Origin of the sequence: Streptomyces albus subsp. albus (assembly GCF_000725885.1) — a bacterium.
Lineage (GTDB): Bacteria > Actinomycetota > Actinomycetes > Streptomycetales > Streptomycetaceae > Streptomyces > Streptomyces albus.
Window position 1 is genome coordinate 140,332 of record NZ_JODR01000001.1, and the last position, 19,825, is coordinate 160,156.

15 protein-coding genes are annotated in these 19,825 nt (G+C 73.1%); 6 read left to right on the forward strand and 9 right to left on the reverse strand.

The window, feature by feature from the left end; translation table 11 throughout:
• Positions 1 to 22 precede the first annotated feature (22 nt).
• Complete coding sequence (locus tag IO40_RS0100540; protein ID WP_031174626.1) at positions 23 to 1,027, forward strand: MerR family transcriptional regulator; 1,005 nt, start codon at positions 23 to 25, stop codon at positions 1,025 to 1,027.
• 28 nt (positions 1,028 to 1,055) lie between these two features.
• On the opposite strand, the gene IO40_RS0100545 is transcribed toward IO40_RS0100540, so the two are convergent.
• Positions 1,056 to 1,970, reverse strand: a complete 915-nt coding sequence (locus IO40_RS0100545) for an LLM class flavin-dependent oxidoreductase (RefSeq protein ID WP_031174627.1) — start codon at positions 1,968 to 1,970, stop codon at positions 1,056 to 1,058.
• A 162-nt stretch (positions 1,971 to 2,132) separates the two neighbouring features.
• Between IO40_RS0100545 and IO40_RS0100550 the strand changes: the two genes are divergently transcribed.
• Together IO40_RS0100550 and IO40_RS0100555 are read left to right on the forward strand one after the other, a co-directional pair.
• A complete protein-coding gene (locus IO40_RS0100550; protein WP_234336510.1) occupies positions 2,133 to 2,663 on the forward strand; it encodes a hypothetical protein in 531 nt (176 codons plus the stop codon).
• Positions 2,664 to 2,926: 263 nt separating this feature from the next.
• A complete protein-coding gene (locus IO40_RS0100555; protein ID WP_016472127.1) occupies positions 2,927 to 3,394 on the forward strand; it encodes a hypothetical protein in 468 nt (155 codons plus the stop codon).
• 65 nt (positions 3,395 to 3,459) lie between these two features.
• On the opposite strand, the gene arsC is transcribed toward IO40_RS0100555, so the two are convergent.
• The 4 genes from arsC to htpX all read right to left on the reverse strand — a co-directional run bounded on the left by arsC (position 3,460) and on the right by htpX (position 6,806).
• The gene (gene arsC / locus IO40_RS0100560) at positions 3,460 to 3,813 is read right to left on the reverse strand and encodes an arsenate reductase (glutaredoxin) (protein WP_016472126.1); all 354 of its coding nucleotides are present in this window, start codon (positions 3,811 to 3,813) and stop codon (positions 3,460 to 3,462) included.
• 661 nt (positions 3,814 to 4,474) lie between these two features.
• The gene (locus IO40_RS0100565) at positions 4,475 to 5,098 is read right to left on the reverse strand and encodes a hypothetical protein (protein WP_016472125.1); all 624 of its coding nucleotides are present in this window, start codon (positions 5,096 to 5,098) and stop codon (positions 4,475 to 4,477) included.
• Positions 5,099 to 5,290: 192 nt separating this feature from the next.
• Positions 5,291 to 5,875, reverse strand: a complete 585-nt coding sequence (gene pspAB / locus IO40_RS0100570; protein ID WP_016472124.1) for a PspA-associated protein PspAB — start codon at positions 5,873 to 5,875, stop codon at positions 5,291 to 5,293.
• Positions 5,876 to 5,900: 25 nt separating this feature from the next.
• Positions 5,901 to 6,806 (reverse strand): zinc metalloprotease HtpX, encoded by a 906-nt coding sequence (gene htpX / locus IO40_RS0100575; protein ID WP_031174629.1) that lies wholly within the window; start codon positions 6,804 to 6,806, stop codon positions 5,901 to 5,903.
• Positions 6,807 to 7,649: 843 nt separating this feature from the next.
• On the opposite strand from htpX, the gene IO40_RS0100580 reads away from it, so the two are divergent.
• Positions 7,650 to 8,531 carry a Cof-type HAD-IIB family hydrolase gene (locus IO40_RS0100580; RefSeq protein WP_016472122.1) on the forward strand — a complete coding sequence of 294 codons (882 nt, stop codon included), beginning with the start codon at positions 7,650 to 7,652 and terminating at the stop codon, positions 8,529 to 8,531.
• 117 nt (positions 8,532 to 8,648) lie between these two features.
• On the opposite strand, the gene cydD is transcribed toward IO40_RS0100580, so the two are convergent.
• The 4 genes from cydD to hisC form a co-directional block, all read right to left on the reverse strand.
• Entirely contained in the window at positions 8,649 to 12,482 is a 3,834-nt protein-coding gene (gene cydD, locus IO40_RS0100585) for a thiol reductant ABC exporter subunit CydD (RefSeq protein ID WP_031174630.1), read from the reverse strand.
• A gap of 22 nt (positions 12,483 to 12,504) precedes the next feature.
• Complete coding sequence (cydB, locus tag IO40_RS0100590) at positions 12,505 to 13,512, reverse strand: cytochrome d ubiquinol oxidase subunit II (protein ID WP_016472120.1); 1,008 nt, start codon at positions 13,510 to 13,512, stop codon at positions 12,505 to 12,507.
• Positions 13,513 to 13,566: 54 nt separating this feature from the next.
• On the reverse strand, positions 13,567 to 15,093 hold the full coding sequence (locus tag IO40_RS0100595) for a cytochrome ubiquinol oxidase subunit I (RefSeq protein WP_016472119.1): 1,527 nt from the start codon (positions 15,091 to 15,093) through the stop codon (positions 13,567 to 13,569).
• 252 nt (positions 15,094 to 15,345) lie between these two features.
• Positions 15,346 to 16,434 carry a histidinol-phosphate transaminase gene (hisC, locus tag IO40_RS0100600; RefSeq protein WP_016472118.1) on the reverse strand — a complete coding sequence of 363 codons (1,089 nt, stop codon included), beginning with the start codon at positions 16,432 to 16,434 and terminating at the stop codon, positions 15,346 to 15,348.
• Between the two features lie 360 nt (positions 16,435 to 16,794).
• Here hisC and IO40_RS0100605 point away from each other — a divergent pair, with 360 nt between their 5' ends.
• Together IO40_RS0100605 and IO40_RS0100610 are read left to right on the forward strand one after the other, a co-directional pair.
• A complete protein-coding gene (locus IO40_RS0100605; RefSeq protein ID WP_031174631.1) occupies positions 16,795 to 17,979 on the forward strand; it encodes a LacI family DNA-binding transcriptional regulator in 1,185 nt (394 codons plus the stop codon).
• Positions 17,980 to 18,267: 288 nt separating this feature from the next.
• Positions 18,268 to 19,656, forward strand: coding sequence for a metallophosphoesterase family protein (locus tag IO40_RS0100610; RefSeq protein WP_106963908.1), 1,389 nt, complete (start codon positions 18,268 to 18,270; stop codon positions 19,654 to 19,656).
• Positions 19,657 to 19,825: the final 169 nt, after the last annotated feature.

Genomic DNA, 19,825 nt, shown 5'->3' on the forward strand with positions numbered 1-19,825 from the left:
CACCCACCCAGGAGCCCGCACGATGACCCCCACCCCGCCTCCGGCCCCCGAGTACCGCATCGAGGATCTGGCGCACCGCAGCGGGGCGACGGTGCGCACGATCCGCGCCTACCAGGACAAGGGCCTGCTGCCCAGGCCCGAGCGGCGCGGCCGGGCCAACGTGTACGACGACTCGCACCTGGCCCGGCTGCGGCAGATCGCCGACCTGCTGGAGCGGGGGTACACGCTGGCGTCGATAAAGGAGCTGTTGCAGGCGTGGGACGAGGGGCGCGGGCTGGGCCGGGTGCTGGGCCTGGTGGCCGAGGTGGACGGACCGTGGAGCGATGAGGAGTCCGGCCACGTCTCCCGCGCGGAACTGGACGAACTCTTCGGCGGCGAGCGGGACGAGGCGGCCGTCGCCGAAGCGGTGGCACTGGGCGTGCTGGAACCGCTCCCCGGGAAGGACGGCGTGTTCCGGGTCCCCAGCCCCCAGGAGCTGTCGGTGGCCGCCGAACTGCACAGGGCGGGCGTCCCGTTGCTGGCCATCACCGAGCAGCTGCGGGAGCTGCGCGGACAGGTCGAGCACATAGCCGCACGCTTCCTGGAGTTCACCGACGAGCACGTCTTCGCCCGCTACACAGGCCCCCACCTCGCCGGGGCGGACGCCTCCGAGGCGGCGGATTTGGTGCGCCGCCTCCGGCCGCTGGCGCAGCAGACCGTGGAGGCCGAACTCGCCCGGGCCATGCAGAAGCTGGCGACCCGCAGCCTGCGCGCCCATCTGCGCTCGGCCGGCGCCTCCACCACGGCGCCGGCGCCCGGTGCCGCCCCGCGAACCGAGCAGGTGCGGTTGCCGGCCGGCACGGTGGAGGCGGTACGCGATCTGGTCGGCGAGTCCCGCACGCCCGCCTTCATCGCCGCCGCGGCGGACCGGGAGGTACGGGCCCGCACGATGGACCGCATGGCGGCGGAACACGGCAAAGGTGGCACGGAACGTGTGGACCACGCTGAACACGCCGAACGCGCGGCCGACCCCGCCCCGGGGGACTAGCGGCCGGCCGACCGGCCGTGCGGCACGGCTACCGCTGGGCGGTCGGGTCGTGTCCCAATTGGGCGAGGCCTTCCGTGGCGATGCGTTCGAAGACAGTCTCGTCGGCCTCGAACCGCGTACCGGGCAGCGGCCAGTGCACCACGATCTCGTCGAAGCCGAGGGCGTCGAGCCGGCCGGCGAAGTCGACGAAGGCGTCGAGGGAGTCGAGGAGGCGGTCGGAGGTGAGTCCGGTCAGCAGGGTGCGGCCGATGGTGGCCGGGTCCCGTCCGGCCTCCGCGCACGCCTTGGCCAGCGCCTCGGTCTGGCGGGCGAGGGTGTCCAGCGTGGCGTCGGGCGTTCCGCTCTCCTTGCCGCCGGGCTCGCCGGTGGTCACCCAGGACTGTCCGTAACGGGCGGCCAGCCGCAGTCCGCGCGGCCCGGTCGCCGCGACGGTGAACGGGATGCGGGGCCGCTGGACGCAGCCGGGCAGCCCCCGCGCCTCGTGCGCGGTGTAGTAGGTGCCCTCGGCGGAGACCTCGTCCTCGGTCAGCAGCCGGTGCAGCAGGGGGACGAACTCCGCGAAGCGGTCGGCGCGTTCGCGGGGTGTCCAGGGCTGTCCGCCCAGGACGGTCGCATCGAAGCCGGAGCCGCCCGCTCCGATGCCGAGGGTCAGGCGGCCGTCGCTGAGGTCGTCCAGCGTGATCAGGTCCTTGGCGAGCGGGACGGGGTGCCGGAAGTTGGGTGAGGTGACCAGGGTGCCCAGCCGCAGTCGGCTGGTGGTCGCCGCGGCGGCCGTCAGGGTGGGTACGGCCCCGAACCAGGGACCGTCCCGGAACGGCACCCGCCACGTGAGGTGGTCGTAGGTGTACGCGGTGTGGAAGCCGAGCTGCTCGGCCCGCTGCCACCTTTCCCGGCCGCCCTCGGACCAGCGGCGGACGGGGAGGATCACAGTGCTCAGACGCATGCCACGACCCTATGCCCCGTCCGCGCGGGCGGCCGGAGTGTCCCGTCGCCGTCGGGCCGAGGGGGCGCGCCCCTTCCTCCGTTCTCCCGTGCCCCTCCTCCGAGGGCCGGCCGGTCCGCTCGCGGTTCGCGGGTGGCCGTCGCGGCGGGCATCCTCGGTGGTGTGGACCAGTCACGACCGCCGCACGGGAACCAGCCGCATCATCCGCAGCACCCGCCTCAGATCCACAGCACGGAGGCGGCCGTCGCGGTGCTGTGTGCGCTGGCCGAGCGGCGCCTGCTGCCGGTGACCGTGGAGCATGCGATCGGCGTGGACCAGTCGTCGCGGCGTACGGCGGCGGGGGCGTTCGCCGTCACGGACGAGGACGGTTCCCTCCCCCACGAGGCGCTGCTGGAGATCCCGGCGACCGACGGCCCGGACGGCACGCCGTTCACCCCGCACGTCACGGTGCAGATCTTCGAGGAGGGGGACGCGCACATCACGCTGGACCAGGTGACCTTCCACGACCTGCCGCGTGAGGCCACTCCGGCCTTCCTGGAGGCGGTCTTCGACAGGCGGGCCCATCTGCACAGGACGTGGTACCCGCCGTTCTGCCGGCTGGTGGTGACGCTGGACGACGGGCTGGCGTACAAGGAGATCGTGCCGATGGCCTACGGGGGCGTCTCCCGCTGGATGAGCCACCTGCCGTCCTGAACCGGCTCCGGCGGACGCCGCTCGGCCGGGCCCCTCCCGCGGGCCCGGCACCCTCGGTCATCATGAGGGGAACATGACCAGACGAGAAGCCGACAGAGCCGCAGTCGCCCCTCACGACCACGAGCGGCGGACCGTTTCCCGTCGCCGCGCCGCCGGCCGGGCGACGGAGCGGCCGTCCGCGACCCGGCGGCCCGTGCAGCCGTCCGCGACCCGGCGTTCCGTGCGGCCGTTCCGTCCGGCCCCGCCGCGCCGAGGGCGGCGCGGTGGAGGCGTTGTGGGCGAGTGCCGTCGCGGTACTGGGCACGCTGCTGGGGTCGGTCGTCACGCATGCCTTCCAGCGCCGTGACGCCCGCCGGGCGGAGGAGTTCGCGCGGTCCGAGGCGCTGCGGCAGGAGCGGATCGCCACCTACAGCACGTTCGCCGCGGCGGTGGAGGATTACCGGCACGGCCAGTCGGACCGCTGGTACCGGAGCGTCGGCGATCCGGGCGGGGCCGCCTTCATCGCCGCCCGCGACGAGGCGCACCGCCTGCGGACTGTGGCGCGTCAAGCGCTCTACCGCGTCAAACTCCTCACCGACGACGCCCAGGTGACCGCCGCCGCCGAACGCGCCTACCGGTGCACCTGGGCGGTGTCCACCGCGCGGGAGCAGGAGGAGCACGACGCGCTGGACACGGAGTCCCGGCGGGCCATCGAGGGGTTCGTCTCCGTGGCCGCACCCCTGGTCCGCTGAGCACGGCGGCCGACGGCCCACCCCGTCCCCGGCCCACCGGCCGGCCGACCGGCCGACCGGCCGCGTCAGAGGATCTCGTCCACCGTCTCGGCCGGACGGGCCAGCCGGGTGCCGTTCTCGGTGACGACGAAGGGGCGTTGGATGAGGACGGGGTTCGCGACGAGCGCGGCGATCAGCTCGTCGTCGCTCAGCTCGGGCCGGTCGAGCGCGAGTTCGCGGCAGGCGGGCTCCTTGGTGCGGATGACGTCGCGGACGGTCAGCCCCGCGTCCGCGACAAGGGTGCGCAGGGTCGCCTCGTCGGGCGGGGTCTTGAGGTACTCCACGATCTCCGGTTCGTACCCGGCGTCGCGCAGATGGGCCAGCACCGTGCGGGACGTGCCGCAGCGGGTGTTGTGGTAGATCGTCGCGGTCTTCGCCATGCCGTCATGCTAGGGGCGGCGCGGCGGAATCGGTGAGATCGGCGAGGACCGGCATCTGCGGAGGCGCCGGCCGTGTGCTGGCTGCGTGCTGTCCGGGATGTGTGTGGGCGCGACGAGGCGTACGGCCCTCGTCCGGGACCACCGCGTCGTCCTTCCACACGCCGCGCACGCCGCGCACGACGTGACGACGTGCACGACGCGCACGCCACGTACGAGGCCCTGACGGCGGACCGGCTGCGGACCGGCGGTGGACCGGCAGCGGGCCGACGGCGGAGCACTTCGGCGAGGTGGTGCCTGCGGCGATTGCCGCCCGTGGGGCGGAAGGGGCGTTGGACGACGAGATCGAGAACGTCCCCCGCACCACAGACGTCCGCTTCCGCGAGCCACGACGCCCGGCGGGCCCCCGCTGGAGAACGGCCCCGCTGAAGCGCGGCCCCACACGCGGCGCGGAACAGCGCGCCGCAGGGGCGCGGATCGGCCCCGCGCGGCGCGACCACCGCACGCGGCGCACGGCACGACAGAGCGCGACACGCGGCGCACGGCTCAACACCGCACGCCGCGCACAGCGCGACAACCGCACGCGGCCGGCCGCCCGCCCGGCGACAGGGTGGACCCGGCCCCAGGGCCGGGTCCCACCGCAGGTCCGCGCCTCGTGCCGGTGTCAGTTCTTGACCGGCCACTCCAGGGGCTTCTTGTAGAAGCCCCGCGACAGCTCGACGGCTGCCGCCTTCTCCCCCTCGGGGACGAGGAAGGCGGTGCAGATCTTCTCCGACTGGCCGGGGTTCAGCTTCTTGCTGGTGTCGGGCGCCGGGCAGTTGGGCCACTTGGCCTCGCCGAGGATGACGATGAGGGCCCTGGTGCGGGTGCCCTTGTCCGTCTTGACGACCAGGTCGTCGTCCATGTCGCCGATCTCCATCGGCTTGCCGCTCTTGTGGGTGAGCGTGGACCAGACGTAGACCGGGATCTTGGGCTTGTCGTCCTTGTCCTTCTCCAGGCCGGAGTTGTCCATGTCGGCCTTGGTACCGGTCTGCACCTTGGTCGGTGTGACCGTGAACGTCGCGCCCTTGGACTTGGCCTCGTCGCTCTTCTGGACCGGGCTGGCCTCGCCGAGCCGGTAGCTGGTCTTGTCCTCGGAGGAGGAGTCGGAACCGCCGCCGGAGGAGGACGAGGACGTGTCCGATTTCCCGTGCCCCTTCTTCCCCGTGTCCGAGTTGCACCCGGTGACTGCCAGGGCGAGCACCAGCGCGCCGGCCGTCACCGGAACAGCGCGAGTCCACGTACGCATGTCTTCCTCACTTTCCCCGTTGGGTCCCCGTTGGACGCGCCGGACTCTCGTTGCCACGGGCACGTCAAATTCGGCGTGACACCGCACGCCTGTCCGAGTTCGTGTGGCGCAAGATCCTGCCAGAGACCGTCAGGCCGTCGCGACCAGGGGGGGCCGCGGGCACAGACCCGGGACCAAGCGGTTTCCCGATGGTCACAGACCGGGGGCGCCCCACACGGGGAACCAGCGGCCGAGGTCCTCCTCGACCGGCAGATCGTCGGTGAGCAGCCCGCTGACCTGGAGTTCGAGTGCGTTGTCGCGCTTCTCGGCGGTGCCCGGCAGCGGGGCGAAGGGGTAGAAGGTGCCGCGCTTGTAGAGGTAGATCAGCGCGAGGGAGCGCCCGGACTCCGCACGGAACGCCACGACGGAGCAGAGCAGTTGGGGCCCGAAACCGGCCTCTTCCAGCAGGGTGTTGACGGCGTGCAGATCGTTGACGAGGTCCGCCATGGCGTCGGCCGGGTGGCGGGCGGTCAGCCAGGTGTAGCCGTAGTCGTCCCGGCCGAACTCGACGGGGATGCCGCCGCGCGAGGTGTCCGCGTCCAGCAGTTGCCGCACCTCCCGCTGGAGCCGGGTGAAGGCGCCGCCCTCGACGCTGGCGAAGCAGACGGCGCCGACGCCGGCCGGCCGGAAGTCCGTACCGGCCTGGAGGGTGAGGGCCGCAGCGGGGAGGGCGAACAGTTGGTCGAGGTCGGGCCGCTTGGGTTTGCTGCGGCCCAGGAGCACGTCCCACAGGCCCACGGGGCTCCCCTTCCGAATGGAGCGGTCACTGCCCGAGCTGGGTGGAGATCCGGCGGAGCTGTTCCAGTCGCCTCTCCAGCGGCGGGTGCGAGGAGAAGAGGGTGGCGAGGCTCTCGCCGGAGAAGGCGGGCACGAAGAAGAACGCGTTGTACGGCTCGGCCTTGCGCAGGTCCCGGGTGGGGATGCGGGACATGTCGCCGCTGATCTTGGTGAGGGCGGAGGCGAGCGTGGAGGGACGACCGGTCAGCAGGGCGCCGGCGCGGTCGGCCGACAGTTCGCGGTAGCGCGACAGCAGCCGGGTCAGCAGGAAGCTGATCACGTAGACGACGGCGCTGACCAGCGGGACGATCAGCACGAGCAGCCCCACCCCGTTGTTGTCCCGGCCGGCGCTGCGGCCGATGCCGCCCCACAGGGCGACGCGGGTGAGGATTCCGGCCAGCACCCCGAGGAACGAGGCGATGGTCATGACGGTGACGTCACGGTGCGCGACGTGGGACAGCTCGTGGGAGAGCACTCCTTCGAGTTCGTCGCGCTCCAGGCGGCGCATCAGCCCGGTGGTGGCGCACACCATCGCGTTGCGCTGGTTACGGCCCGTGGCGAAGGCGTTCGGTACGTCGCTGTCGGCGATGGCCACCCTGGGTTTGGGCATGTCGGCGAGGGCGCACAGCCGGTCGACGGCACCGTGCAGTTCGGGAGCCTGCTGGGGGGTGACCTCGCGGGCGCCCATGCTGAAGGCGGCGATCTTGTCGCTGAACCAGAACTGGGCCACGAACAGCCCGCCCGCGATCACCAGGACCAGCGGCCAGGCATTGCCCAGCGCCGCCACCAGGACGCCGACGAGGACGACGTAGAGCAGGCCGATGAAGAACATCGTGGTGACCATCCGGGTGGTCAGGCCACGGTCGGCGACGTAGCGCGAGTGAGGGGCCATGACGGCCGCTCCTTCCCGAAGCGCGGAAGCACAGCACTCATGAAGCGCTCACTTCGATTGTGCCCGGTTTGGTGCGGTAAGTCGCTTCCGCTCCGGTTCGGGGCAACGTTCCGGGCCGCGTCCCTGGGCCCACTACCGTGGCATGCCCCTGGCCCCACTACCGGGCACGTCCCTGGCCGCACCACCGGGCACGCCCCTGCCCCGCACCACCGGGCACGCCGCTGGGCCCCCACTACCGGGAACGCCCTCGCGCAGCCCCACCGGACACGTCGCCTGCGCCCACCTACCGGCCACGTCCGCCGCCGCCCCGCACCACCGGCCACGCCCCCCGACCCCACTACCCGGCACGTCCCCCACGCCGCCCCCACCGGACACGTCGCCTGCGCCCACCTACCGGCCACATCGCTCCAGCCCGCACTCCAGCCCGCATCACCGGGCACGTCCCCGGCCCGCACCACCGGGCACGTCCTCCGCGCCGCACCACCGAACACGTCCCCCGCGCCCCTACCGGCCACGTTCCGGCCCCCGCTGCCAGGCCCCGCTCCAGCCCTCACTTCAGCCCGCGCTGCCGGGCCCCACACCGCCGGCCGGACGCCGCGCCGCCCCACCGGCCGCACCCCGCGCCGTACTCCCGACAGCACCCCGCACGTACCCCGCACGTACCCCGCACGTACTCCCCGCCGCACTCCGGGTGGTGGCCGTCCCCTCCCGTCCGGGTGGCCGGAAGTCGACGCTCCGGTGCCACACCGTGCGCCCTGTCATGCGCCTGGCGTGCATCAGCTTCTCCCTGTGTGCTCTCATCTGTGCGCCATTTCGCACGCTTGTTCAGGCATATGCGCGAAGATGGTGCCTGTGACTCATCCGCCTGAACACCTCACCCCGAAGAGCCCCCGCCCGCAGCCCGACGGCACCCGCCCCGCGCCCCGGCTGATCGCCACCGACCTGGACGGCACCCTGCTGCGGGACGACAAGACGGTCTCTGCCCGCACCATCGCGGCCCTCGCCGCCGCCGAGGCGGCCGGGATCGAGGTGTTCTTCGTCACCGGGCGCCCCGCCCGCTGGATGGGCGTCGTCAGCGACCACGTCCACGGTCACGGCCTGGCCATCTGCGCCAACGGCGCCGCCGTCGTGGACCTGCACGCGGGCCGCCGCGTCGTCCGCGTCCGCGAACTCGCCCGGCGGGACGCGGTCGCCGTCGTCGACGCCCTGCGGGCCGCCGCCCCCGGCGTCACCTTCGCCGTCGAGCGCACCGAGGGCATCCACTACGAGCCCGACTACCCGTCCTTCCCGATGGACCCTGGCGCGTCCTTCGCCCCCGTCGACGACCTGCTCACCGACAGCAGCGAGGGCCACTACGCGCAGCCCGTCGTCAAGCTCCTCGCCCACCATCCGACGATGGACCCCGACGACTTCCTGGCCCTCGGCCGCAAGGCCGCCGGGGCGCACGCCGAGTTCACCCGCTCCAGCCCCAGCGCCCTGCTGGAGATCTCCGGCCGCGGGGTCAGCAAGGCCAGCACCCTCGCCCTCGCCTGCGAGGAACGCGGCATCACCCGCGACGAGGTCGTCGCGTTCGGCGACATGCCCAACGACCTGGCCATGCTCACCTGGGCCGGCACCTCCTACGCCATGGCGAACGCCCACCCGGACGTCCTGATGTGTACGACGTACACGGCCGCCTCCAACGAGGAGGACGGTGTGGCCAAGGCGATCGAGAGCTTCCTCTGAGGCGCGGCCTCCCGACAAGGACTCCGCACGGGAGGCGCGGCACGAAAGACGCGGCCTCCCGACAAGAGCCCCGGCGGAAGACGCGGCCTCCCGCCGGGGAGCAGGCCCCGCCCGCCGTCACGCGTACTGCGGGACCGGGACCCGCCCGGCGGCATCGCTCGCGGACTCGTTCTCGCGGGCCAGCATGGCCGCGAAGGGACCGCCCGCGCGGGCGAGTTCCCGGTAGGAGCCGCGTTCGACGGTGCGCCCGCCGGACAGGACGATGATCTCGTCCACCTGGTCCAGACCCTTCATCCGGTGGGTGATCAGCAAGGTGGTGCGGCCCTCCGTGGCGGCCAGCAGATCCGCGGTGAGGGCGTCGGCGGTGGGCAGGTCCAGATGTTCGGCCGGCTCGTCCAGGACGAGGACGGGGAAGTCGGCCAGCAGGGCGCGGGCCAGAGCGAGCCGCTGCCGCTGGCCGCCGGAGAGGGTGGCGCCGTGTTCGCCGACCAGGGTGTCCAGCCCCCGCGGCAGCGTCGTCACCCAGTCGTCGAGGCGGGCGGCGGCCAGTGCGGCGTGCAGTTCGGCCTCCGTCGCGTCGGGCCGGGCCAGCCGCAGGTTCTCCCGCAGCGAGCTGTCGAACAGGTGGGCGTCCTGGGCGCACAGTCCCACGTGCCGGCGGACCGCGTCGCTGTCCGCGCCGCGGGCGGGGACGGCGGGCGAGCCGAGCGTGTAGGAGCCCGTCGCGTCCACGAACCGCAGCAGGGCGTGGGCAAGGGTGGTCTTGCCGGAACCGGACGCGCCGACCACCGCGACGCGGCGGCCCGGCGTCAGGTCCAGGTCGAGTCCGGCCAGGGCGGGCGCGGCGTCGGCCGGGGCGTCCGGATAGCGGACGGTCAGCCCGCGGGTGCGCAGCGGGAAGGGATCGGCGGGCAGCGGCGCGGGGTGCCGCGGTTCCGCGACCGGCGCCGGCGCGTCCAGCACTTCCTGCACCCGTTCCGCGGAGCGCTGCACCCGCTGCCGGAACTGCACCGCCTGCGGCAGCGGCGTGACGACCTCGAACGTGGCCAGCGGAGTCAGGACGACCGTCGCCAGCAGCAGCCCGTCCAGGGCGCCGCCCGTCGTCGCGCGCGCCCCCGCCCAGGCGGCGGCCGTCACCGTCAGGCCGGTGGCCAGGGTGCTGAGCCCGGCGGCCAGCGCGGTGCGGGACGCCGAGCGGGCGGCGATGCCGGTCAGTGCCGCGTCCGCGTCGGCGACGTCGCGGCGGCGGGCCGCCAGCGCCCCGGTGACGGGCAGTTCCCCGGACGCGGTGCCCGTCAGCAGGTCCACCGTGCGGGTCGCGAGCCGGGACCGTGCGGGGGCCAGCCGGCGTTCCGTACGGCGGGAGAGGGCGGCGGTCAGTACGGGGACGGCGATGCCCGCGACCGCCAGCCCGACGGCCAGTGCGGCGCCCGCCGCCGGCAGCAGCCAGCCGGTGAAGGCGACGGCGCCGAGCGAGACGGTGCCGGCGACGGTCACCGGCAGCAGCCAGCGCAGGAAATAGTCCTGCAACGCGTCCACGTCGGCGACCAGCCGGGTGAGCAGATCGCCGCGGGCCGTGCGCCGCAGGCCGGCCGGGGCCAGGCGCTCCAGCCGGCGGTAGACCGTCACCCGCAGCGCCGCCAGGACGCGGAGGGCCGCGTCGTGGGAGACGAGGCGCTCCGCGTAGCGGAAGACGGCCCGCCCGATGCCGAACGCGCGGGTCGCGGTGACCGCCACCATCAGATAGAGGATCGGCGGCTGCTGGGCGGCCCGCGAGATCAGCCAGCCGGAGGTCGCCATCAGGCCGACCGCGCTGCCGAGCGCGAGGGCGCCGAGTGCGAGGGCCAGCGCGAACTTGCCGTACAGGCCCCGGGCCATGGCGCGGACCCGCGCGAGGGGGTGCCCGGCAGGCGCACGCCGGGCCTCCCGCGCGGCACCGGTGGCGGCATCCGCCGCCGGGCGCGGCCACGGCCCCGCCGCCGGCTCCGGACGCGGCCACGATCCCGCCTCCAGCTCCGGACGCGACGAAGGCGAAGGCCGAGAGGAAGGCGAAGGCGAAGGCGACGGCGGAGGCGAAGGCGACGGCGGAGACGAAGGCGACAGCGCCGACGCCGGCCCGGCCCCGGTACCCAGCTCCGGCCCGGCCCCGGTACCCAGCTCCGGCCCGGCTCCCGGCCCCGCCTCCGCGCCCAGCCCCGGCCCGGTCTCCACGCCCGGCCCCGGCCCGGCCTCCATCCCCGGCTCCGGCCCGGACGGGACCCCGGAACCCGCGATCGCGTCCCGGCGCCCGTGGACGGCCTGCTCCGCGGGCGAGGTGTGCGCCGGGCTGCCGGAGCCCGGCCCGTCCGGGGTGAGGGTCAGCACCCGGTCCGCGGTGGCCAGGAGGGCCGGGCGGTGGGTGACCAGCAGGACGGTGCGGTCGGCCCCCAGCCGCCGTACCGCGTCCAGGACGGTCGCCTCGGTGGTGCCGTCGAGCGCGGCGGTGGGTTCGTCGAGGAGGACGAGGGGCCGGTCGGCGAGGAAGGCGCGGGCGAGGGCGACGCGGCGGCGCTGACCGGCGGACAGTCCGGCGCCGAACTCGCCCAGCTCCTGCGCCGGGTCGAGGTCCGCCGCACCGGCGTCGGCGAGGGCGCGGACGACGGCGCGCTCGTCGGCGTCGGGCCGGGCGAGGCGGACGTTGTCGGCGACGGTCCCGGCGAACAGGTAGGGGTGCTGGGGGACCCAGGCGATCTGCCGGTGCCAGTCGTCGGGGTCGAGCGTGTCGAGGGGGGCGCCGTCCACCAGGACGCGGCCTTCGGTGGGTGGGGTGAAGCCCAGCAGTACGGACAGCAGGGTGGACTTGCCGCCGCCGGACGGGCCGGTGAGGGCGACGGTCTCGCCGGGGCGGAGGGTCAGATCGGTGGGGGCGAGGGAGTACCCGGCGCGGCCTTCGTGCCGTACGGCGACGCCCTCCAGGGTGAGGGTGGCCCGCCGTGCGTCGGTGCGGGCGGTGCCGGCCGCGGGCAGGGGGCGTTCGAGGACGTCGAAGACGGACTCGGCGGCGGCCAGCCCCTCGGCGGCGGCGTGGTAGTGGGTGCCGACCTGCCGCAGCGGGAGGTACGCCTCGGGGGCGAGGATCAGCACCATGAGGCCGGTGTGGAGGTCGAGGTCGCCGCGCACCAGCCGGGTGCCGATGCTGACGGCGACGATGGCGACGGAGATCGTGGCCAGCAGTTCGAGGGCGAAGGAGGAGAGGAAGGCCAGGCGCAGGGTGCGCAGGGTGGCGCGGCGGTAGTCGCCGGTGATGGCGCGGATGTTGTCGGCCTGGACCTTGGCGCGGCCGAAGATCTTGAGGGTGGGCAGTCCGGCGACGACGTCGAGGAAGTGGCCGGACAGCCGGGTCAGCAGTTTCCACTGGCGGTCCATGCGGGACTGGGTGGCCCAGCCGATGAGCGCCATGAACAGGGGGATGAGGGGGAGGGTGACGACGACGATGGCCGCGGAGATCCAGTCGGCGGTGACGATTCGCGCCAGTACGGCCACCGGCACGACGGCGGCGAGGCCGAGTTGGGGCAGGTAGCGGGCGAAGTAGTCGTCGAGCGCGTCGATGCCGCGGGTGGCGAGGGTGGTGAGTTCGCCGGTGCGCTGACCGGTCAGATAGCCGGGGCCCAGCGCGGTGGCCCGCTCCAGCAGCCGCCGCCGCAGCTGGGACTTGACGGCGGCGCCGGAGCGGTGGGCGGCCAGTTCGGTGAGCCAGGAGACCAGGCCGCGGGCGACCGAGACGGCGGCCAGCCACCACAGGGCCTCGCGGGCGAAGGTGCCGTGCCGGTAGGCGTCGACGACGACGTCCGCGATGAGCACCGCCTGGGCGATGAGGAGCCCGGCGCCGGCGAGGCCGAGCGCCACGGTGGCGAGGAGGAAGTACCGCGTGGTGCGGGCGTACCGCAGCAGTCGCGGGTCTACCGGCCGCATTCGATCACCTTCCCGTGCCGGTTCAGTGCCCGCCGGAGGGGGCGAGGTGCTGGGTGCCGATGCGCTTGCGGAACACCCAGTAGGTCCAGCCCTGGTAGAGCAGGACGATCGGGGTGGCGAAGGCCGCGCACCAGGTCATGATCTTCAGCGTGTAGGGGGTGGAGGCCGCGTTGGTGACGGTCAGGCTCCAGTCCGGGTGCAGCGTCGAGGGCATGACGTCGGGGAAGAGGGCGAGGAAGAGCATCGCGACGGCGGCGACGATGGTCAGCCCGGAGAAGGTGAACGACCAGCCCTCGCGCCCGGCGAGGTTGGTGCCGATGGCGGCCAGCAGGGCGACGACGGCGACGAGCAGGGCCACGAGGGAGGCGGTGCCGCCGCGCTGGGCCTGGGTCCACAGCAGGAAGGCCAGGGCGAGCACGGCGGTAGCCGCGCCGAGTCCGGTGGCCAGGCGCCGGGCGCGGGTGCGGATGTCGCCGAGGGTCTTGAGCGCGGTGAAGACGGCGCCGTGGAAGGTGAAGAGCACCAGGGTGAGCAGGCCGCCGAGCAGGGCGTAGGGGTTGAGCAGGTCGCCCAGGGAGCCGACGTACTCCATGTGCTGGTCGATCTTGACGCCGCGCACGATGTTGGCGAAGGCGACGCCCCACAGGAACGCGGTGACCAGCGAGGTCCAGAAGATGGCGTGCTCCCAGTTGCGCTGCCAGCGCTCGCCGTCCCGCTTGGCGCGGTACTCGAAGGCGACGCCGCGCACGATGAGGCAGACGAGGATGAGCAGCAGCGGCAGGTAGAAGCCGGAGAAGAGGGTGGCGTACCACTCGGGGAACGCGGCGAAGGTGGCGCCGCCGGCGCTGAGCAGCCACACTTCGTTGCCGTCCCAGACGGGTCCGATGGTGTTGATCAGTACGCGCCGCTCGGCCCGGTCGCGGGCGAGCAGCTTGGTGAGGATGCCGACTCCGAAGTCGAAGCCCTCCAGGAAGAAGTAGCCGATCCACAGGACGGCGATGACGACGAACCAGACGTCGTGGAGATGCATGGCGGTGTCCCTGTTCTCGGGGTCCTCGGGGTTCCTCGCGGTTCCTCGGGCGGCTCAGTAGGAGAAGGCCATCGGCCGGTCGTCGGCGCCGTCCCCGGTGTCGCCGCCGATCCGGGTGGGCGGGTTGAGGTCGGCCTCGGTCAGCTCGGGCGGCCCGGCCTTGACGTACTTGACCAGCAGCTTGACCTCGATGACGGCGAGGATCGCGTAGAGCGCGGTGAAGACGAGCAGTGAGGTGAGGACCTCGCCCTGGGAGACGCCGGGGGAGACGGCGGAGGCGGTGGGCAGCACGCCGTAGACGACCCAGGGCTGGCGGCCGGTCTCGGTGAAGATCCAGCCCCAGGCGTTGGCGATCAGCGGGAAGCCGAGGGTGAGGGCCGACAGCCGCCAGTACCAGACGCCGAGGCGCGGGGAGAGTTCACGGTTCCTGGTGAGGGCGAGGCGGGGCCGCTCGTCCTCGCCGGTGCGCAGCCGCTCGGCCAGCCAGAAGCGGCGGCGGGTGAGGTAGAGCCCCACGGCGCCGAGGGCGAAGGAGGCCATGCCGAAGCCGATCATCCAGCGGAAGGACCAGTAGGCGACGGGGATGTTGGGCCGGTAGTCGTCCAGGCCCACCGTGTCCTTGTACTTCTCCTTCAGCTGGGCGTTGGTGTCGTTGATGCCGGGGACGGCCTCGTAGAAGTTGTCGTGGGCGAGGAAGGAGAGGACGCCGGGAATCTCGATGGCGACCTTGTTGTGGCCCTTGTCGACGTCTCCGTAGGAGAAGACGGAGAACGGTGCGGGTGCCTGGGTCTCCCACAGGGCCTCGGCGGAGGCCATCTTCATCGGCTGCTGCTCGTACATGACCTTGCCGAGCCGGTCGCCGCTGATGACGGTGAGCAGGCCGGCGATCACGAGGGTGACCAGTCCGAGCCGCAGGGAGCTGCGCATCACGGGTATGTGCTTCTTGCGCAGCAGGTGGTAGGCGGATATGCCGACCATGAACGCGGCGCCGGTGAGGAAGGCGGCGGTCATGGTGTGGAAGAACTGGGCCAGCGCGGTGTTCTGGAAGAGGATGCCGAAGAAGTCGGTCATCTCGGCGCGGCCGGTCTTCTCGTTGAGCCGGTAGCCGACCGGGTGCTGCATCCAGGAGTTCGCGGCCAGGATGAAATAGGCCGAGGCGACGGTGCCGAGGGCGACCAGCCAGATGGTGGCCAGGTGGAGCTTCTTGGGCAGCTTGTCCCGGCCGAAGATCCACAGTCCGATGAACGTGGACTCCATGAAGAAGGCGATCAGCGCCTCGAAGGCGAGCGGGGCGCCGAATATGTCGCCGACGAAGCGGGAGTAGTCCGACCAGTTCATGCCGAACTGGAACTCCTGCACGATGCCGGTCACCACGCCCATGGCGATGTTGATCAGGAAGAGCTTGCCCCAGAAGCGGGTGGCCTTGAGGTACTTCTCCTTGTTCGTCCGCACCCACGCGGTCTGGAGGATCGCGGTGAGGGTGGCCAGTGAGATGGTCAGCGGGACGAAGAGGAAGTGGTAGACGGTCGTGATGCCGAACTGCCACCGCGCCAGTGTCTCCGGCGCCAACGCCAGGTTCACGTCGTTCACTCCTTACCTGCGACGCCCCCGTTCGGGCGAGCTCTCGTGAATGCGTTCACATTCACAAGCCCCAGCGTACGACGCCCCCATTCCGGACATGTCCCCGGGGGTCCCCGGTACCGGACCCGGACCCCGCCGGATGCGCACCCCGCTCGCCTGACCCGGCGCCGCACACGCCGCGGGGGCGGGCGGGAACCCTCCCCACCCGCCCCCGCGGACTGCCGGAAGCGACGCGGCACGCAGCCGGTGCGGTCAGCGGAAACCCTCCGCGACCTGCAAGAAGATGTCGTTGGCAGCCGTCTCGCCGATGCTCACCCGCACGCCCTCGCCCGGGAAAGCGCGCACCGTCACCCCGGCCGCCTCCGCCTTCTCGGCGAAGTCGGACGTGCGCTCCCCCAGCCGCAGCCACACGAAGTTGGCCTGCGACTCGGGCACCGTCCAGCCCTGGGAGCGCAGCCCCGCCAGCACGCGTGTGCGTTCTTTCACAAGCGCCTCGACCCGCTCCAGCAGGGCGTCCTCGCTGCGCAGCGAGGCGATGGCCGCCTCCTGTGCGAGCTGGCTCACACCGAAGGGCACGGCCGTCTTGCGCAGGGCCGCCGCCACCGGCTCGTGGGCGACGGCGAAGCCGACCCGCAGACCGGCCAGGCCGTACGCCTTGGAGAAGGTCCGCAGCACGCACACGTTGGGCCGGTCGCGGTAGAAGTCCAGGCCGTCGACGACGCTCTCGTCCCGGACGAACTCGCGGTACGCCTCGTCCAGCACCACGAGCACGTCGCGCGGCACCCGGTCGAGGAAACGTTCCAGTTCCTGACCGGAGATGGCGGCGCCCGTCGGGTTGTTGGGGTTGCAGACGAAGACGAGACGGGTGCGGTCGGTGATCGCGTCCGCCATCGCGTCCAGGTCGTGCGCCTCCCGCTCGGCTCCCCCGGTCAACGGCACCTGCACCGAGGCGGCACCGGAGATCTGGGTGACGATCGGATACGCCTCGAAGGAGCGCCAGGCGTAGATCACCTCGTCCCCCGGACCGGCCGTGACCTGGAGGAGCTGCTGGGCGACGCCCACGGAGCCGGTGCCGGTCGCCAGGTGCGCAAGGGGCACGTCGAAGCGGTCCGCCAGCTCGGCGCAGAGCGCCGTGCAGGCCAGGTCCGGGTAACGGTTGAACGAGGAGGCGGCGGCCGTCACCGACTCCAGCACGCCGGGCAGGGGCGGGTACGGGTTCTCGTTCGAGGACAGCTTGTAGGAAACGGGACGGCCGGCCGCGGCCGGCCGTCCCGGCTTGTAGCTGGGGATCCCCTCCAGCGCGCCGCGCAACCGCGGGCCGGTCACCTGCTCGTCACTCACCGCTGCTCCTTCTCGTGGGTTCCGGGGGCGCCAATACTCATCACCCTAAGAGGATTCACCCGTGCGGCGTAGCCCTGCTGCGGGCTCGCCTTCCTTCGGCATGCGCTCCCGCGCACACCGCGCGCGGGTGGCGGGCGCGGTGGCGCTCATCGCTCGTAAAGGTGACGTCCGAGCCGCGCGCACCCTGGCGTACGCCACGCCAGGACCGTCCGGCCCAATTGCGCCTGACGCCGCCGGCACCGCCCCCGAACTGGGCTTTTGCCTGCCGCGGTGAGGACTCCTGCACGCAGAATCGTGTCTTCGCGCGGCATGTGCGCGACCCCTGGCGTCAGCACCGTGCGGGCCTACGATCGGCTCGCCATGACAGCAGCAGAGAAGCATCAGGCGGGCCGTAACCCGGCCGCCGTCCCCCAGCCACCGGGCGGGAGGTGCCCCCAGCCCCGTGGCGGAGGGCGTCTGAACGGGCGCGCCGGCATCAGGGACGTCGCCGCCGCGGCCGGTGTCTCCATCACGACTGTCTCCGACGCCCTCAACGGAAAGGGCCGTCTCCCGGACGCCACCCGCAGCCACGTCAGGGAGGTCGCCGAGCGGCTGGGTTACCGCCCGTCGGCCGCCGCCCGGACACTGCGCACCGGGAAGTCGGGCCTCATCGGTCTGACGGTGACGACCTACGGCGAAGAACCGTTCACCTTCACCGAGTACGCCTACTTCGCCGAGATGGTCAGAGCCGCCACCTCGACGGCGCTGGCCCGCGGCTACGCGCTGGTGATCCTGCCCGCGCCGGCCCGCCGCGGCCCCGGCGGCACCGTCGTCGCGCTCGGCCCCGACGTCTGGTCGAACGTCGCACTCGACGGCACCGTCGTCGTCGACCCCTCCGACCAGGACCCGGTCGTCGGTGAACTCGTGCGCTCGGGGCTGCCGGTCGTCTCCGACGGCCGGCCCAGCCCCTCGCTGCCGGTCGCCGCCTGGGTGGACAACGACCACGAGGCCGCGGTCCGCGGCATCCTCGACCACCTCGCCGAGAACGGCGCCCGCCGCATCGGCCTGCTCACCGGCACCAGCACCGACACCTACACACGCGTCTCCACCACCGCCTACCTGGAGTGGTGCCGCCGGGTGGGCCAGGAGCCGGTGTACGAGCGGTATCCGGCGCACGATCCCTGTGCGGGCGCCGTCGCCGCAGACCGGCTGCTGGCCAGGCCCGACCGGCCCGACGCCGTCTACGGACTCTTCGACCCCAACGGCACCGACCTGCTGGCCGCCGCCCGCCGCTACGGACTGCGGGTGCCGGAGGACCTGCTCCTGGTCTGTTGCAGCGAGTCCGCCTCGTACGCCACCACCGCCCCGCCGATCACCACGCTCTCCCTCAAGCCCGGGCGGATCGGCACCGCCGTCGTCCAACTGCCGATCGACGTCATCGAGGGCGTCGGCCCCACCCGGCCGGTGCAGCAGGTGATGCCGACGGAGCTGATCGTGCGGACGTCCTCGCGGCGCGCCGGAAGGCCGGTGACGGTCAGCCCGCCACGCGTCCCCGCCACCGAGTGAGCGGTCCGCTGGCGCGCCGTACGGGCACGGGCGACGGATTCCGTAGGGTACGTCAGCGGAGAATTCAGGAGGAATTCACACCGGGTTGGGCCACCTCTCCTGATGCGCGCCCCCAGGTGCGTCACAAGCCGCGACCAGCGTTCCTATGATTGGGGGCGCCCCCCGCCGAAGGCTGGGGGAGGACGACACCGGGACCGGCTCCCGACCTGGGGCGGCACCCCGGCCGAAAGACCAGCGACTGGGGCCCCATGGGAAGGGGGAGGTCCTGCGGTGCACGGCGGCGGCGCGATGGTGGAGGGGTCGATGACTCAGGGGGCCGGTCAAGGACCCGACGTGTGGCACGACGGGGCGACGACAGGCGGCACGGGCACCGCGCGGACGCTCTCGCCCGCGCAGACGGCCCCGGGTGCGCCGGTGGCCGCTCCACAGCCGGGAACGCCCGGCCTGCCGGTGGACACCACCGGCCCACAGGCCGACCGGACCCCGCCGGTGGCGCCCGGCGGCCCGCTGAGCGCCCTGCGGACCGGCGGCCCGGTCCCGGTCCCGGCCCCGGTCCACCACGACCCGAGGCCGGCCGCGGACCCGGCACTCCGGGCGGCACCACCGACGCCCGGCGCCGACCCGCTGACCGTCACCGCCGCCACCCCGCCGCCCCCGCCCGCCCCCGGCGGCCCCGAGCCGGTGGCCCCCGGCCCGGCCCCCGCCGCGCCGGGCACGCCAGGCCCCGTCGAGGGGATGCCCGAGGAGTACACGCCGACCGCCCGCGACCTGCCGGTCATCGGTGCCGCGGCGGCCGTGACGGAGGGCCGGGAGCCGACCATGGTGGACGTCCCCGCCGCGGCCACGTCCGGGAACGAGGGCGACGGGCCGCTCTACGTCGTCGGCGACGTGCACGGCTACCTGGACGAACTGCGGGCGGCCCTGCGCCAGTTCGGGATCATCGACGCCGACAACAAATGGATCGCCGGCAACGCGCGACTGTGGTTCCTGGGCGACTTCACCGACCGGGGCCCGGACGGCATCGGCGTCATCGAGCTCGTCATGCAGCTGTCGGCCGAGGCCGCCGCGGCCGGCGGCTACTGCAAGGCGCTGATGGGCAATCACGAACTGCTGCTGCTGGGCGCCAAGCGGTTCGGGGACACGCCCGTCAACTCGGGTGCCGGCACCGCCTCGTTCCAGGCGGCCTGGCTGCTCAACGGCGGGCAGCGCACCGACATGGAACGGCTGGCCGACCACCATGTGCAGTGGATGTCCCGGCTGGACGCGATGGCGCTGGCCGACAACCATCTGCTGGTCCACTCGGACGCCTCCTGCTACCTGGACTACGGCTCCACCATCGAGGACGTCAACGACGCGATCACCGAGGCGCTCCAGCGCAACGACGCGGAGGAGACCTGGGAGCTGTTCCGCAAGTTCACCAAGCGGTTCGCCTTCCGTGAGGAGACCGCGGGCCCGGCCGCCGTCCGCGACATGCTGGACACCTTCGGCGGCAAGCGGATCGTGCACGGGCACAGCCCGATCCCGTATCTGCTCGGCGAGGTGGACAGCGAGGACGGGGAGAGCGCGCCCAACGTGACCGGCCCCCATGTGTACGCCGACGGGCTCGCCATCGCCATGGACGGCGGCGTGACCATGGGCGCCAAACTGCTGATCGCACAGCTGCCCCTGGTGCAGTGACACCCCCGCTCCCCGGGGCGCGCGGGCCGCGGCACCGGGGTGGTGCGGGGTGGGACGGCAGGGGCGCACGGAACGCGGTTCGACACCCCTTTTGATTTACGCGCCAATTCCCGGGCAGGTGTCTCTTCCAGAAGTGATCGGCCGGGGGCACAGCGGTAGCGGGTCGATT

What these genes read in the sequence shown, in the direction of transcription:
- IO40_RS0100545 (WP_031174627.1), bottom strand. Translation starts at nt 1,970, where the DNA reads ATGCGTCTGAGCACTGTGATCCTCCCCGTCCGCCGCTGGTCCGAGGGC.
- IO40_RS0100605 (WP_031174631.1), top strand. Translation starts at nt 16,795, where the DNA reads ATGACAGCAGCAGAGAAGCATCAGGCGGGCCGTAACCCGGCCGCCGTC.
- cydD (WP_031174630.1), bottom strand. Translation starts at nt 12,482, where the DNA reads ATGCGGCCGGTAGACCCGCGACTGCTGCGGTACGCCCGCACCACGCGG.
- IO40_RS0100610 (WP_106963908.1), top strand. Translation starts at nt 18,268, where the DNA reads ATGGTGGAGGGGTCGATGACTCAGGGGGCCGGTCAAGGACCCGACGTG.
- IO40_RS0100565 (WP_016472125.1), bottom strand. Translation starts at nt 5,098, where the DNA reads ATGCGTACGTGGACTCGCGCTGTTCCGGTGACGGCCGGCGCGCTGGTG.
- htpX (WP_031174629.1), bottom strand. Translation starts at nt 6,806, where the DNA reads ATGGCCCCTCACTCGCGCTACGTCGCCGACCGTGGCCTGACCACCCGG.
- arsC (WP_016472126.1), bottom strand. Translation starts at nt 3,813, where the DNA reads ATGGCGAAGACCGCGACGATCTACCACAACACCCGCTGCGGCACGTCC.
- cydB (WP_016472120.1), bottom strand. Translation starts at nt 13,512, where the DNA reads ATGCATCTCCACGACGTCTGGTTCGTCGTCATCGCCGTCCTGTGGATC.
- IO40_RS0100540 (WP_031174626.1), top strand. Translation starts at nt 23, where the DNA reads ATGACCCCCACCCCGCCTCCGGCCCCCGAGTACCGCATCGAGGATCTG.
- IO40_RS0100580 (WP_016472122.1), top strand. Translation starts at nt 7,650, where the DNA reads ATGGTGCCTGTGACTCATCCGCCTGAACACCTCACCCCGAAGAGCCCC.